Origin of the sequence: Ralstonia sp. NFACC01 (assembly GCF_900115545.1) — a bacterium.
GTDB classification, from domain to species: domain Bacteria; phylum Pseudomonadota; class Gammaproteobacteria; order Burkholderiales; family Burkholderiaceae; genus Ralstonia; species Ralstonia mojiangensis.
The window spans coordinates 61891-75758 of the sequence record NZ_FOWV01000007.1; the positions used below are offsets into that span (position 1 = coordinate 61891).

A 13868-nucleotide genomic window follows, 5' to 3' on the forward strand; every position below is an offset into this window, starting at 1 on the left:
CTCAGCGCATCAGGTTGCCGTCGAGGATTCCGCCGGCTTTTCCCCAGTCAACAAGTAATGCATCAGTTCCCGCACCGGCCGAATCGCCTCCCCAAACGGCAACTTCCCAGCCCCGCGGAAAAACAGCCCGCGCTCCACATCTCCCCGCAGCGCCTGCGCAAGCTTCAGGTCAATGCAGAACTGCCCCACCTTCCCAATCCCATCCCGCAGCCCGCACGTCTGCAAACAATCGAACCCTTGCAGGCAATCCCGCACCTTGGCTTTCGCCTGCAGCGCGCTTTCGCGCGACAGATAACGCGACAACCACGGCGTCATCACCGCCCGCGCCGGCAACCCGGCCACGCTGACGAACTCGCCGATATCGCCTTGCTCCGCGCCCGTCAGCACCCGCTTGAAGCGCACGTGCGCATCGCCCTCTTCTGTCACCGCAAATGCAGTGCCGAGCTGCACCGCAGCGGCGCCCTTGTCGAGCCAATGCTTCACCTTGGCATGCGAATCGATGCCACCTGCAAGGATGATCGGAATCTGTTCCGCAGCCAGCCCCAGCTTGATGAACAGTTCACGGCATTCGTCCAGCACCCGCGCGAACGAAAAGCGTTCGTCGCGCAAATCCTCAATGCGGGCTGCGCCCAGGTGGCCGCCGGCGTGCGTCGGATGCTCGATCACCACCGCATCCGGCAAGCGCGACTTCTTCATCCACCGCTTGAGCACCACGCCCACGCCGCGCGAGTCGGAAAGGATCGGGATCAGCGCGACCCTCGGGTGCTCGGCGGTCATCTCGGGCAGATCGAGCGGAAGCCCCGCGCCCATGACGATGGCATCGGCGCCGCTCTCGCACGCCTGACGCACCAGCGCGGGGTGCGATTCCACCGCCTTCATCACGTTCACGGCGATCATGCCGTTGCCCTGGCTGCCTTCACGCGCGGCGCGGATCTCGCGGTCCAGCGCGACGAGGTTGGCGGCGTTGATGGCGTCCTTGTCGTGCGATTTCTCGGTGGCGGCAACAAGGTCTGCGTGGTGATGCCGCAAGTCGATGCTGGCGATGGTGCCGACGCCGCCTTCGCGCGCCACGGCGCCGGCCAGCCGGTGCGCCGAAATACCCACGCCCATCCCGCCCTGCACGATGGGTACGAGGCTGCGCCCCGCGAGTGTGAACCGACGCTCCAGCATGACAACTCCCAGCGGCCGTGCCGCAATGCAATAGAAAAGGGACTGAGCGTCGCATAGGTGAAACGCAGCGGGGTTGCGCAAGATCAAGGCGGGTTGCGCCGGTGCGCGCCGCCGCACATTGCGCGGCGGTTTGGACTGAAATGACCCGTCGACCGTCAACTCACTGGTTTTCGTGCTGGCAACGCCGACGGCCCTGTGCTTAAATTCAGCCTCGTTGGATGAAACAGGGGTGCCGTACGGATGGGCCGTGCGGCTGAGAGAGTCCCTTCGCACCCGATCCGGTTCGTACCGGCGTGGGAAGTTTCAGAACACCGCGTAGTCTCTGGCAGCCCACCCCTCAGTTCTTCGGGTCACGCCACCTCTCCCGGTTTCGTCCACTGCCTGCTCCACCAGGCCACAGAATCTAGGACGAGACCATGCCCCAAGCCAAAAACGCCCCCGCCGCATCGTTCGACTCGCTGCAGTCCGAGCTCGACCAGAAGTTCGCCTATCCGGCCTCCAGCAAGACCTACATCGTCGGCAGCCGCGCGGACATCCGCGTGCCGATGCGCACCATCAAGCAGACCGCCACGCGCACCGACAAGGGCGAGATGCTGAACCCGCCGGTGCCGGTGTACGACACCTCGGGCCCGTACTCCGATCCGGACGTGCACATTGATCTGAAGGCGGGCCTCGCCCCGCTGCGCGCCAAGTGGATCGACGAGCGCGGCGATACGGAAATCCTCTCGGGCCTGTCGTCCGAATACGGCCGCACGCGTGCCAACGACCCGGCCACGGCCCACCTGCGCTTTGCACAACTGACGAACCCGCGCCGCGCCAAGGCCGGCGCCAACGTAAGCCAGATGCACTATGCGCGTCGCGGCATCATCACGCCGGAAATGGAGTACGTCGCGCTGCGCGAATCGCTGAACCTGCAGGCGCTGCAAGACAAGCCCGAGTACCGCCAACTGCTCAAGCAGCATCCGGGCTTCTCCTACGGCGCCAACCTGCCGCAGCGTCCGGAAGACATCACGCCGGAATTCGTGCGTGCGGAAATCGCTGCAGGCCGCGCGATCATCCCCGCCAACATCAACCACACCGAGCTGGAGCCGATGGCCATCGGCCGCAACTTCCGCGTGAAGATCAACGGCAACCTCGGCAACTCGGCCGTGACGTCGTCGCTGGCCGAGGAAGTGGAAAAGATGGTGTGGGCGATCCGCTGGGGCGCCGACACGATCATGGACTTGTCCACCGGCAAGCACATTCACGAGACGCGCGAATGGATCCTGCGCAACTCGCCGGTGCCCATCGGCACGGTGCCCATCTACCAGGCGCTGGACAAGACCGGCGGCGTGGCCGAAGACCTGACGTGGGAGATGTTCCGCGACACGCTGATCGAACAGGCCGAGCAAGGCGTGGACTACTTCACCATCCACGCGGGCGTGCTGCTGCGCTACGTGCCGCTCACCGCCGATCGCATCACGGGCATCGTCTCGCGCGGTGGTTCGATCATGGCCAAGTGGTGCCTGGCGCATCACAAGGAAAACTTCCTGTACACGCACTTCGACGAGATCTGCGAAATCATGAAGGCGTACGACGTGTCGTTCAGCCTGGGCGATGGTCTGCGCCCGGGTTGCATTGCCGACTCGAACGACGCCGCGCAATTTGGCGAGCTGCACACGCTGGGCGAACTCACCAAGAAGGCGTGGGAGCACGACGTGCAGGTCATGATCGAGGGCCCGGGCCACGTGCCGCTGCAACGCGTGCAAGCCAACATGGACGAAGAACTGAAGCACTGCTTCGAAGCCCCGTTCTACACGCTGGGCCCGCTGGTGACGGACATCGCCCCCGGCTACGACCACATCACCAGCGGCATCGGCGCGGCCAACATCGGCTGGTACGGCACCGCCATGCTCTGCTACGTCACGCCCAAGGAACACCTGGGCCTGCCCGACAAGGAAGACGTGCGCGAAGGCATCATCACCTACAAGATCGCCGCGCACGCGGCTGACCTTGCCAAGGGCTGGCCGGGCGCGCAGCTGCGTGACAACGCGCTGTCCAAGGCACGCTTTGAATTCCGCTGGGAAGACCAGTTCAACCTCGGCCTCGATCCGGAGAAGGCACGCGCCTTCCACGATGAAACGCTGCCGGCCGAGGGCGCCAAGATCGCGCATTTCTGTTCGATGTGCGGTCCGAAGTTCTGCTCGATGAAGATCACGCAGGAAGTGCGCGACTACGCGGCAACGCTCGACGCCAACGCCACTGCCGCAGCAGTTAACCCAACTGCGGGCATGGAAGAGAAGTCGATCGAGTTCCGCAAGAGCGGCAGCAAGATCTACAGCTAACCAACCGGTGCAATGCCAACCTCGACTTCATTCGACGTAACGATCCTCGGCGGCGGCCTCGCTGGCCGCCTGTGTGCCTGGCAGCTCGCGCAAACGGGGGTACCCCCCGCGCGCATTGCCGTGGTGGAGCGCGGCCAACGCGACGGCAGCGGTGCCGCCGCGTATGTTGCTGCGGCCATGCTGGCACCGCTGGCCGAAGCCGCCGTGGCGGATCGTTTTGTTGTGGATTTGGGGTTGGCAAGCCTGGCGCTGTGGCGCGATTGGTTGCCCAAGCTGCGCACGCCGGTCTTCTTCCAGGAGGCTGGCACGCTGGTGGTGTGGCATGCGGCAGACCGTGGAGAGGCATCGCTGTTTGCCAACCACGTGCGCAATGCCGCGCCGCCTGAGCGCGTGGCCGCCGATCTGCGAGCCGTGGACGCGGCCGGCATTGCCCAGCTCGAGCCGCTTCTCGCGCAGCGCTTCACGCAAGGTCTGTATCTGGCGGGCGAAGGCCAACTGGACCCGCGTGGCGTGTTGGATGCGCTGGCGACCGAGCTTGAAGCGCTGGGCGTGCAACTGCGCTGGAACACGGAAGTTGCTGATCCGAGCCTCGACGCGCTGGCCGCTGCAGGGCTTGGCGCGCGCCTCGTGCTCGATTGCCGTGGCCTGGGTGCCAAGCCGCAATGGCCGCGCTTGCGTGGCCTGCGCGGCGAGGTGGCGCGCATCCATGCGCCCGACGTGTCGCTCACGCGGCCGGTGCGCATGCTGCATCCGCGCTATCCGCTGTACATCGCGCCCAAGCCGGGCAATGTCTACGTGATTGGCGCGACCGAGCTTGAATCCGACGACATGTCGCCGGCAAGCGTGCGTTCCACGCTGGAGCTGCTGTCTGCGGCCTACGCCGTGCACCCCGCGTTTGGCGAGGCACGCGTGCTCGAGCTGAACACGCAGTGCCGGCCGACGCTCCCGGACCACCGTCCGGCCATCCGCTGGGATGGCGCTGGCACGCTGTCGGTCAATGGCCTGTACCGGCACGGCTACATGATCGCGCCCGCCGTCACCCGAGCCGCGGTGGCAGCGGCGTGCGACGTGCTGGACGGCTGTGCCTTCGATACGGACGACTGCGAATGGCCTGCGCTGTTCGCTGGCGCCGTATCCCCCGAACCTGTTTTGTCATGACGCTGAACGTCACCCTCAACGATCTGTCGCTCGCGCTGCCTGCGGGCAGCACGCTGGCCGATGCCATTGGTGCCGCCGCGCCGCAACTGCAGATCGCGCCGCCGTTTGCCGCATCGGTGAACGGCGACTTCGTGCCCAAGGCGCGCCATGCGCAGCACGCGCTCAACGCGGGCGACCGCATTGCACTCGTGCAGCCCGTCGTGGGCGGCTAGGAGTCTTTGATGACCACTACGAATCTTTCCGCCGTGGCGGATCCTCTGCGGCTGTACGACGAGACCTTCGCCTCGCGCCTGCTGCTCGGCACTGCGCGTTATCCGTCGCCGCAAGCGCTGGAGGACGCGGTGCGCGTGTCCAACCCGGCCATGCTGACGGTTGCCCTGCGCCGCCAGAGCGCCGGCTCGCCCGATGGCGGCGCCGGCTTCTGGAAGATGCTGCGCGCGCTCGGCGTGCCCGTGCTGCCGAACACCGCTGGCTGCTATTCCGCCGACGAGGCTTACACGCTCGCGCAGATGTCGCGCGAAGTGTTCGAGACCGACTGGATCAAGCTCGAAGTCATCGGTGATGACTACACGCTGCAGCCCGATACGCTCGCCCTGCCCGCCGCCGCCGAACGCCTCATCCGCGATGGCTTCAAGGTGCTGCCGTATTGCACCGAAGATCTCGTGCTGTGCCGCCGCCTGCTCGACGTCGGCTGCCAGGCGCTGATGCCCTGGGCCGCGCCCATCGGCACAGGCCGCGGGCCCACCAACCCGTACGGCCTGCGCCTGCTGCGCGAGCGCTTGCCCAACGTGCCGCTCATCGTCGATGCCGGCCTGGGTGTTCCGTCACACGCCACGCAAGTCATGGAGTGGGGCTATGACGCCGTGCTGCTGAACACCGCTGTCGCGCAAGCGAGCGACCCTGTGGCGATGGCGCAGGCGTTTGCGATGGCCACGCAGGCCGGCCGTCTCGCGCGCCTGTCTGGCCCGATGCCCGAGCGTGACGTTGCGCAGGCGAGCACGCCCGTTGTTGGCTTGCCGTTCTGGCATGCGGAAGAGAAGCAGGCATGAGTGCATCCGCCTTGCGTTTTTCCGCCGCGTGGCCGGAAGCGGCTGCATTGGCCGCACAGATCGTCGATCGCCATGTGGAAGCGTTTGGTCGCGCGCCGCACGCCTGGAGCGTGACCGACCGCGCTGACGAAGCCACGAGCGCCGCCACGGTCCTGCTGACCACCGATGCCGCGCAAGCCGAACGTGCTCGCTCCGCTGGCGCGGCTGTTGTGCTGACGGCAGTGGAAGGCGGTCAACGCATCGACACCGTGTACGACCGCCTCGGCACGTACCGCTTCGCGTCTGCGGCACAAGGCGATGCATTCGATGCGCACTTTGCCGCCATCTTCGGCGCGGCACTCGCGCTGGCGTTCGAGCCGCGCGATGCGCTGTGCGTGGCGCGCGCATGGATCGCCGAAGGCAATGCCGACGCGCTCGCTTGGCCGACGCGCTTCGACGCCCTGCCCCGCGTGCTCGAACCGGCATTGCCGTGCCCGACCGCAGCGGACCTCGCCTTTGCGCCGTGCCCGACGCAACTCGGCATCTACGCTGTCGTGCCGGATGCGGACTGGGTCGAGCGCCTCGTCGCGCTCAAGGTGCCGACGGTGCAATTACGCTTCAAGTCGGACGACGCGCAAGCCGTGGTCGACCAGGTGCACCGCGCAGAAGCCGCCGCACGCGGCAGCGCCACGCGCCTGTTCATCAACGACCATTGGCAAGTCGCGCTGGATGTTCACGCTGAGGTATCTGGCAGCGGCATCTACGGCATCCACCTCGGCCAGGAAGATATCGACGAGGCTGACCTGGAAGCCATTCGTTCCGCAGGTCTGCGCCTTGGCATCAGCACGCACGGCTTTGCCGAGATGCTCCGCGTCGCACCGTTGAACCCGAGCTACCTTGCGCTCGGTGCCGTGTTTGCCACGCCCACCAAGACCATGCCCACCGTGCCGCAGGGCCTCGGCCGCTTGTTCGCCTACGCCGCTGCCATGCGCACGCGCGTGCCGGCCCCGCCACTGGTGGCCATCGGCGGCATCGATCAGGCAGCGATGCCGCGTGTGCTGGAATCCGGCGTGGGCTCTGTGGCGGTGGTGCGTGCCATCACCCAGGCGGCCGATGTGCCGGCTGCGGTGGACGCACTGCAAGCGACGTTCGCGGCGCACGTGCGCGCGTAAGCATCGCGCGCTGCACGCAAGCGCGCTTGTGCCGCGCACCCGGGTTTTCGCTGACCTATCCTGTTCGTGCGCCGCTGCGGTCGTTGCCGCAGCGGTTTTCGAAAACACGCTGCAGGAGACAAGACATGGCGGTCCAGCCCATCCCCGAGGGTTACCACAGCGTCACCCCGTACCTGAGCATCAAAGGCGCCGCGCGCGCCATCGACTTCTACAAGCAGGCCTTCGGCGCCACAGAAATCATGCGCATGAACGGCCCCAACGGCACCATCGCGCACGCCGAAATCCGCATCGGGAATTCACCGATCATGCTGGCCGATGAATTCCCCAACATGGCCTGCGCCAGCCCCGAGACGCTGCAGAGTACGTCGGTCGGGATGATGATCTATGTGCCCAACGTCGACGCTGTGTTTGCCAATGCCCTGAAGGCCGGCGGCACGGAAGTCCGCCCGGTGGTGGACCAGTTCTACGGCGACCGCTCCGGCACGCTGAAGGACCCGTTCGGCCACGTGTGGACGGTCTCAACTCATGTGGAAGACGTGGCGCCCGATGAGATGGCCAAGCGCATGGAGAAGTGGACGAAGGAGCAGGCTGCGGCATCGGCTTGATATCGGGAGCGGTCAAGAAAAAAGCGCGGACGTGAGCCGCGCTTTTTTTTTCCTGCGTTGATCGCTCAACGCGGCTGGCACGTCACCTGCACGTTGTTCACGTCCCCATTGACCGTACCGCTGCCATTGGTCACCACGCAGTTGGCCGATGCGGGCTGCGTGCTGATCGTTACCACGTAGCTATTGTCGAACGGCACCAGCCCGCCAAACACGAACGGCCCGTTGGCCGCCAGCGTAAGCGAATCGCGGCCGTTGTTGAGCAACACGATCGATTGGCCGCCGGGCAGCCCGGTCAACGTGCCGCCAATCGAGAAGACGCTGCCGATGGGCGAGCCCAGGCTGATGTAGCCATTACACGCACCAAGCAGCGCGCACAGCGCAGCCACCGGAAGACAGCGAACCAGCATCGGCAGGCGTTTCATGGCGGCTCCCCTGATCAGTCTTCGTCGACATCCACTTCGAGCGAACGCGGTGCTGCGAGCGGTCGCGGTGCGAACCCGTGGTTCAACGGACCGGCGCCGCGCCCGAGCGCCAGATGCCGGCCCGCGCCGATGGCATGCAGCAGGTAATCGAGCGAGGCTTCGATAGCGACTTCCAGCGCATCACCGCGCGCCAGGTGCGCGGCAATGGCGGCGGACAGCGTGCAACCGGTGCCGTGCGTGTGCGGCGTGTCGATGTAGGTATGGGCGTAGACGCGCTCGGTGCCGTCGGCGGTGACGAGCACGTCTTGCAGCACGCCGTCTTCACCGGCGGTGGACGTGGCGCTCAGGTGCCCACCCTTGAGCAGCACCGCGCGGGGCCCAAGCGCCAGCAGGTCGCGCGCGGCGGGCAGCATGTCTTCTGCGGTGCGCACCTCGCGGCCGAGCAGCGCGCTGGCTTCCGGCAGGTTGGGCGTGACGAGCAGCGCGCGGGGGAACAGCCATTTCGCCATGGCCTGCGCCGTAGCATCGCTGCCGAGCAGCGCGCCGCTGGTGCTGACCATGACCGGATCGACGACGAGGTTGGCGATCGGGTGGCGGTCCAGCGCAGAGAGGATGGCTTCCACCACCTGCGGCGTACCGAGCATGCCGGTCTTGGCGGCATCGACGCCAATGTCGCTTGCCACGGCGTCGATCTGTGCGGCCACGATGTCGGGGGGGAGCGATTCCACCGCCGTCACACCCAGCGTGTTCTGGGCGGTGATGGCCGTGATGGCCGACATGCCGTAGCAGCCGAGCGCGGCAAACGTCTTCAGGTCAGCCTGGATGCCCGCACCGCCGCCGCTATCCGAACCGGCGATGGTGAGCACGCGCGGCACGTGCGAGGCGGGAGCGGCAAACGCAGCGAGGGTCGGGTCGGTGATCGTCATGTCGGTGCGAACGTATGGGGGTGTTCGCACTATAGCGCTACCGAAGCCGGATTGACGCGCGGGGTTCTGAACCCCACGGGTGAGGGTTTTTGGCTCGAACGCGAGGCTCAAACACTGGAACGCGACGGTTTTTGGCTCGAACGCGAGGCTCAAACACTGGAACGTGACGGTTTTTGGCTCGAACGTGAGGCACAAGCAGTGGAGCCCGACAGTTTCAGGCGCGAACGGGAGGCTTCCACTGCCGAGGGCGAGGTGCGGCGCGTCAGTCCATCAGATCGGTGTAGTCAGCGGCAGCGTAGCGCTGGGCGCGGTCCCACGGCGCTGCAGCCGGCGCTGGCAACGCCGTCACGCGCGTGAGCTTGCGTTGGGTGCCGGTGGCGTTGCGCGATTCCACGCGACGCGGGTATTGGCCGGCGACGTCCCAATCGACGGTGACGGTGCGCTCGCCCTGCGTAGATCGGTAGGTCTGCACGCCATTGCGTACGGGGCCGTCGGCGCGCATGCCCTTGAGTGCGGCCGGGTCGAGCAGGTGGTAGGCCGTGGCCCATGAGCCGTCGAAGCCGATGTTGGAGTATTCGGCGGGTTCCACGGCGTAGTTCTTCTGCTGCGAAACGCTCACCACGCGCACGGTGAGTGCGCCCTTGCCATCGCGTTCGATCCAGCGCGGGGCGGTGTCGGTGTCGGCGTGTTTGTGGCCGGCGTGGGTGTCGGCGTGGTCATGTTCGGCGTGGGCCGATGCGGGCGGCAGTTCGCGTGCGATCCAGACGCGGTCGCTCTGCCGATAGACGCGCTCGGCAAAGCGGACGTCGCGCTGGATGCCGTCGGCGCCGAGCGACGACAGCTGGTGTTCGACACGCAGTGCCGTCAGCGCGGGTGTGGCGGCAGGGCCGGCGGCCAGTGCCGTGGCAGCAAACGCGCTGAACGCGAAGGCGAGCAAAGTTCGGACAGATTGGGTCATGCGGAATCGATGGGGCAGAAAGCGAAAAAAGCGCATGCCGATCATGTCGGCATGCGCGTCAATGGAAACGCAGGAATCAGAGGCCCATGGCCGTCTTGACCACGCCGAACACTTTCGTGTTGTCCAGCGTGCCCTTCAGCGGTGCGCTGCCCGGACCAGAGGAGAACAGCATCACATCCCCGCCGCCGTGCGTTTCCGAACCAGGGGTGCCGAGCTGCACGCCCACTTCCTGCAGGTAATCGTCTGCAGCCGTGTCGACCGAGGCCACGTTGTCGCGCGTGGCCTTGCGCGGCGTGCCGCCGTTGCCGAACACCAGCGTGGTGTACGGCAGGCCGTCCGCAGCCAATTGCGGCTGGCCGGTCTTGATGTCGTTCGACACGCCCAGGATGGGGTTGCCCTTGCGGGGGTAGCCGTTGATCGTCATCGTATGGTCGTGGTCGGCCGTGACGACGATGAGCGTGTTCGACAGATCCGCCGTGCCCAGCGCGCGCTTGATGGCTTCGTCAAACGCGCCGGCATCTTCCAGTGCGCGCTTGGCGTTGGTGCCGTGCAGCGCGTGGTCGATGCGGCCGCCTTCCACCATCAGGAAATAGCCCTTGCCGTTCTTCTGCAGCACGCGGATGGCCTTCTCGGTCATGTCGGCCAGGCTGGGCTCGTCCACGTTGTTCTTCTTGCGGTCCAGCTCGTAGTTCATGTGGTCCAGGTTGAACAGGCCGAGCAGCTTGTTCGTCGTGGCCGGATTGATGGCGGTGAGCTGCGTGCCGGTGGTGACGTAGCTGTAGCCGGCGGTCTGGAACTGCGCGGTCAGGTCGGTCGTGTCGGTGCGCTTGCTGCCCGTCGTGCCTTGCGGCAGGTAGTGACGGCGGCCGCCACCGAGCAGTACGTCCAGACCATCCTTGAGCGCAGCGTTGTACAGCGCGTTGCCCGGCGCGCCTTGCGCGGCGATCTGGTTCTCGCCGTCGCGGTGGCAGATATGCGAGTACGTGGCGGCCGGCGTGGCGTGCGTGACGCGCGTGGTCGTCACCGCGCCCACCGACTTGCCGGCCGCCTTGGCCAGCTCAAGCAGCGTAACGGCGGGCGTGCCGTTGCCCGCCGGGCACGTGGAGTCGGAACCGCTCACGTAACCCTTGCCCGTGGCGTCGCTGGCCTTGGTGTCGGCCGACATGGAGATCACTTCGTTGTTCATCTTCACGCCGGTCATGTACGCCGACATCGATGGCGCGCTGTCGGTGGTCTGCGCATCGTTGGAGTATGTCTTGATGCGTGCCGTGCGCTTGAGCGATTCCATGGTCAGGCGGCCGGCCTCGCCCACCTTGTAGATGCGCGTGGCGGTGACGGTGGTCGGGCCCATGCCGTCGCCCAGGAAGAAGATCACGTTCTTGGCTTCACCGGCGGCGTGCGCTTGGGCGCAGGCACCGGCTGCCAGCGCCAGCAGCGTGGCGCGCAGGATACGGTTCGATTGCGTGTTCATGATGTGCCCTCTCCCTCTTACAGACCCACGGCCTGCTTGATGAGGCCGAAGACCTCGGTGTTGTCCATCGTGCCGGTAAAGCGCTCGGCGCCCAGGCCGCGCGCGCCGATGAAGACATCAGTGCCGCCGTGCGTTTCACCGCCCGGCGCAACCGGGATCACGGCTTCCTGGTGGTAGCTCTTGTCGTACACGGCCGCGTCAGTGAGCGCGCCGCGCGTGGCCGGGCGGTTCTCGCCGGTGCCAAAGCCGATGATCGTGAACGGGTTGCCGCCCGTGTCGGTGGCGTTGGCGCCCGTCACGTAGTTCTTCAGCAGGCCCAGCACGCCGGGGTTGCTGTCGCTGGTCGGGCCCGTGCGCTTGGCGTAGCCGTTGAGCACCAGCGTGTGGTCGTGGTCAGCCGTCACGACGATCAGCGTGTTCTTCAGGCCCGGGTCGATCGTGTTCAGCTTGTCGATCGCGCCGCGGATGGCGGAGTCGAACGCCACCGTGTCCTGCAGGGCCTTGCGCGCGGTGGTTTCGTGCAGCGCGTGGTCGATGCGGCCCCCTTCCACCATCAGGAAGAAGCCCTTCTTCTTGGCGGCCAGCACGTCGATGGCCTTGTTGGTCATCTCGCCCAGGCTCGGTTCCTTGCTCGGATCGCGGTCGAGGTCATACGACATGTGGCTGCTGGTGAACAGGCCCACGACCTTGCCGTCGGTGGCCTGCAGCGTGTCGAACTCGGCCTTGTTGCTGGCGTAGCGATAGCCGCCGGCCTTGAGTTCGGCGATCAGGTCGCGGCCGTCGGTGCGGGCGCCGCCCGCCGTGCTCGGCTGGAAGTGCTTGCGCCCGCCGCCAAAGACGACGTCCACGCCATCGCCCAGCGCGGCGTTGAAGCCCTTGCCGGCCGGCGTGAGTTGCGCGGCGATGGTGTTCTCGCCGTCGCGGTGGCAGATGTGCGAATACGTGGCCGCCGGCGTGGCGTGCGTGATGCGCGTGGTGGTGACCACACCCGTGCCGTAGCCTGCCGCCTTCATCAGCTCAAGCAGCGTGGTGACGGGCTTGCCGTTGCCGCTCGGGCAGGTGCTGTCGGCGCCCGAGAGGTAATCCTTGCCGCCCGCGTCATAGGCCATCGTGTCGGGCGACATCGAGATGACCTCGTTGTTCATCTTCACGCCGGTCATGTACGCCGACATCGACGGCGCCGAGTCGGTCACCTGCGCGTTGTTCGAGAACGTGCGCACGAAGCCGGTTTCGGGCAGCGTGTCCATGGTCAGCTCGCCGTCTTCGCCCACCTTGTAGATGCGCGCGGCGGTCATGGTGGTCAGGCCCATGCCGTCGCCCAGGAAGAACACGACGTTCTTGGCGGGCGTGGTGCTGGGCGGGGTGGTGTCCGGCGTGGCGCTGCCGGTGGCGGACGTGCCGTCGCTGCCGCACGCGGCCATGGCCAGTGCAGCGGCCGCGGCGGCGGCGTACTTCGTGAGTTTATGGTTGTGCATCGTTGGCTCCCTGAACGATGCCCGGACTTTGGTGGCCGCGTGTTGCAGGTCCGTGATGCTGCTTCGCCACTTGCTAACCGGATCGCAAGGTTGGAATGTGACAGCGCCTTGACACTGCCGCGTGTGCGCCGGTACGCGCGAGAGACGATGGGCGTCTCGTTGATTGCGTTGCCGATCCCCCGGCCCGCCCCGGGGATAGGTCTTGCTGTTGTTATGCGGCGGAGACCTGCCGCCGCTCGATGGCGGCCAAAACCTCCCACGTGCGCGGGTCCACGTCGCTCCCCCCGAGCGACATCGACAGGTACGCATCGATGGCATCGACAAAGCCCTTCACGAATGCCGGTGGATACGCATGTTCCGAGAAGTACGTGAGCTGCTCGCGCAGCATGCCCAGTCGCCGGTGGCGATGGGTCTGCATGTCGGAGCGCGTCCGGCACAGAAACGCGCGGGCCGAGACTGCACCGTCGAGGTAGAGGCGGTTTTTGGTCAGCGACATGCGGCACCTCCCGATTGCTTGGGAAGCAAAGGGCGCCATGGGGGCGGGGAAGGGTAAGACGCGGGGCGATGCCCGCTGAGTGCGGTAGCCATGTGGCCTCCGGGGATAGGTAGAGGGAGGCTCGCCGCTCGCTGCGAAACGAGGGTGGCGGGCCTGACGACAGGGTTCGCAGACCGGCCTCCTATCCCAGCATTGCCGGCAGACCCGAAGGTCTCCCTGCCCGGCCCGCCATGAAAAGCATAGGCGTGCGCAAGCACCGGACATGAAAACGCCGCGCGAAAGGCGGCTGTCCGTCTGGGAAAAAGAGGAGAAGATGGGCTGCGAAACCCGGTCACCGGTGAGGCGGTGACGGTGGGGATTATAGCGACGGGATCGACGTGCTCAGCTGTCATATTTCGCCAAATCCCGCATCCCGCCTCGATTTCGTGGTCGTGGCGCCGGCTCGCCCTCCGCTTCCAATCGACACAGCTTGAGTGATGAATGCTGCACGGTCCCAGACGGCGTTTATCCGGTTCATGCGCCCTTGCTCTTTTCCCGGTGTTCTGTCGCAAGAATCCGCTACAATCCAGCCCATTCCGAGGAGCGTTGCAACGGGTGGGCACTGCCCCAACCGCCAGGCTCGGAAGTTCAAACGGCGCTCGCAGTATCGTGGCTGACACGATG

The 13868-nt window shown here is 66.3% G+C and carries 13 protein-coding genes and 2 riboswitches; of the genes, 6 read left to right on the forward strand and 7 right to left on the reverse strand.

What is annotated here, in order from left to right; all coding sequences use genetic code 11:
* Positions 1 to 9: 9 nt before the first annotated feature.
* Positions 10 to 1170, reverse strand: coding sequence for an NAD(P)H-dependent flavin oxidoreductase (locus BM136_RS18530; protein ID WP_092973935.1), 1161 nt, complete (start codon positions 1168 to 1170; stop codon positions 10 to 12).
* Positions 1171 to 1385: 215 nt separating this feature from the next.
* Positions 1386 to 1487: riboswitch (TPP riboswitch) on the forward strand.
* Between the two features lie 99 nt (positions 1488 to 1586).
* Here BM136_RS18530 and thiC point away from each other — a divergent pair.
* From thiC to BM136_RS18560, 6 genes are all read left to right on the forward strand, one after another.
* Complete coding sequence (gene thiC / locus BM136_RS18535; RefSeq protein ID WP_092973938.1) at positions 1587 to 3494, forward strand: phosphomethylpyrimidine synthase ThiC; 1908 nt, start codon at positions 1587 to 1589, stop codon at positions 3492 to 3494.
* Positions 3495 to 3506: 12 nt separating this feature from the next.
* Positions 3507 to 4652, forward strand: a complete 1146-nt coding sequence (locus BM136_RS18540; protein WP_092973941.1) for an FAD-dependent oxidoreductase — start codon at positions 3507 to 3509, stop codon at positions 4650 to 4652.
* A complete protein-coding gene (gene thiS, locus BM136_RS18545) occupies positions 4649 to 4864 on the forward strand; it encodes a sulfur carrier protein ThiS (protein WP_045205182.1) in 216 nt (71 codons plus the stop codon). Before BM136_RS18540 ends, thiS begins: the two co-directional genes overlap by 4 nt.
* A gap of 9 nt (positions 4865 to 4873) precedes the next feature.
* Positions 4874 to 5701 carry a thiazole synthase gene (locus tag BM136_RS18550; protein ID WP_092973944.1) on the forward strand — a complete coding sequence of 276 codons (828 nt, stop codon included), beginning with the start codon at positions 4874 to 4876 and terminating at the stop codon, positions 5699 to 5701.
* Positions 5698 to 6852, forward strand: coding sequence for a thiamine phosphate synthase (locus tag BM136_RS18555; RefSeq protein WP_092973946.1), 1155 nt, complete (start codon positions 5698 to 5700; stop codon positions 6850 to 6852). The genes BM136_RS18550 and BM136_RS18555 overlap by 4 nt, the downstream gene beginning before the upstream one ends.
* A 125-nt stretch (positions 6853 to 6977) precedes the next feature.
* The gene (locus BM136_RS18560; RefSeq protein WP_092973949.1) at positions 6978 to 7457 is read left to right on the forward strand and encodes a VOC family protein; all 480 of its coding nucleotides are present in this window, start codon (positions 6978 to 6980) and stop codon (positions 7455 to 7457) included.
* A gap of 65 nt (positions 7458 to 7522) precedes the next feature.
* Here the strand turns inward: BM136_RS18560 and BM136_RS18565 are convergent, their stop codons facing one another.
* The 6 genes from BM136_RS18565 to BM136_RS18590 all read right to left on the reverse strand — a co-directional run bounded on the left by BM136_RS18565 (position 7523) and on the right by BM136_RS18590 (position 13205).
* Entirely contained in the window at positions 7523 to 7879 is a 357-nt protein-coding gene (locus BM136_RS18565) for a DUF4369 domain-containing protein (RefSeq protein ID WP_092973952.1), read from the reverse strand.
* Positions 7880 to 7893: 14 nt separating this feature from the next.
* Positions 7894 to 8805, reverse strand: a complete 912-nt coding sequence (gene thiD / locus BM136_RS18570) for a bifunctional hydroxymethylpyrimidine kinase/phosphomethylpyrimidine kinase (protein ID WP_092973955.1) — start codon at positions 8803 to 8805, stop codon at positions 7894 to 7896.
* Between the two features lie 262 nt (positions 8806 to 9067).
* A complete protein-coding gene (locus tag BM136_RS18575) occupies positions 9068 to 9763 on the reverse strand; it encodes a hypothetical protein (RefSeq protein ID WP_092974482.1) in 696 nt (231 codons plus the stop codon).
* 76 nt (positions 9764 to 9839) lie between these two features.
* Positions 9840 to 11234: an alkaline phosphatase gene (locus BM136_RS18580; protein ID WP_092973958.1), complete on the reverse strand. Its 1395-nt coding sequence runs from the start codon at positions 11232 to 11234 to the stop codon at positions 9840 to 9842.
* A gap of 17 nt (positions 11235 to 11251) precedes the next feature.
* On the reverse strand, positions 11252 to 12709 hold the full coding sequence (locus BM136_RS18585) for an alkaline phosphatase (protein WP_092973961.1): 1458 nt from the start codon (positions 12707 to 12709) through the stop codon (positions 11252 to 11254).
* Positions 12710 to 12920: 211 nt separating this feature from the next.
* On the reverse strand, positions 12921 to 13205 hold the full coding sequence (locus tag BM136_RS18590; protein ID WP_027678712.1) for a hypothetical protein: 285 nt from the start codon (positions 13203 to 13205) through the stop codon (positions 12921 to 12923).
* Between the two features lie 571 nt (positions 13206 to 13776).
* A riboswitch (S-adenosyl-L-homocysteine riboswitch) is annotated at positions 13777 to 13852 on the forward strand.
* Positions 13853 to 13868: the final 16 nt, after the last annotated feature.

Excerpts from the sequence above, each read along its gene's own strand:
- BM136_RS18530 (WP_092973935.1), bottom strand. The coding sequence starts at position 1,170 with ATGCTGGAGCGTCGGTTCACACTCGCGGGGCGCAGCCTCGTACCCATC.
- thiC (WP_092973938.1), top strand. The coding sequence starts at position 1,587 with ATGCCCCAAGCCAAAAACGCCCCCGCCGCATCGTTCGACTCGCTGCAG.
- BM136_RS18540 (WP_092973941.1), top strand. The coding sequence starts at position 3,507 with ATGCCAACCTCGACTTCATTCGACGTAACGATCCTCGGCGGCGGCCTC.
- thiS (WP_045205182.1), top strand. The coding sequence starts at position 4,649 with ATGACGCTGAACGTCACCCTCAACGATCTGTCGCTCGCGCTGCCTGCG.
- BM136_RS18550 (WP_092973944.1), top strand. The coding sequence starts at position 4,874 with ATGACCACTACGAATCTTTCCGCCGTGGCGGATCCTCTGCGGCTGTAC.
- BM136_RS18555 (WP_092973946.1), top strand. The coding sequence starts at position 5,698 with ATGAGTGCATCCGCCTTGCGTTTTTCCGCCGCGTGGCCGGAAGCGGCT.
- BM136_RS18560 (WP_092973949.1), top strand. The coding sequence starts at position 6,978 with ATGGCGGTCCAGCCCATCCCCGAGGGTTACCACAGCGTCACCCCGTAC.
- BM136_RS18565 (WP_092973952.1), bottom strand. The coding sequence starts at position 7,879 with ATGAAACGCCTGCCGATGCTGGTTCGCTGTCTTCCGGTGGCTGCGCTG.
- thiD (WP_092973955.1), bottom strand. The coding sequence starts at position 8,805 with ATGACGATCACCGACCCGACCCTCGCTGCGTTTGCCGCTCCCGCCTCG.
- BM136_RS18575 (WP_092974482.1), bottom strand. The coding sequence starts at position 9,763 with ATGACCCAATCTGTCCGAACTTTGCTCGCCTTCGCGTTCAGCGCGTTT.
- BM136_RS18580 (WP_092973958.1), bottom strand. The coding sequence starts at position 11,234 with ATGAACACGCAATCGAACCGTATCCTGCGCGCCACGCTGCTGGCGCTG.
- BM136_RS18585 (WP_092973961.1), bottom strand. The coding sequence starts at position 12,709 with ATGCACAACCATAAACTCACGAAGTACGCCGCCGCCGCGGCCGCTGCA.
- BM136_RS18590 (WP_027678712.1), bottom strand. The coding sequence starts at position 13,205 with ATGTCGCTGACCAAAAACCGCCTCTACCTCGACGGTGCAGTCTCGGCC.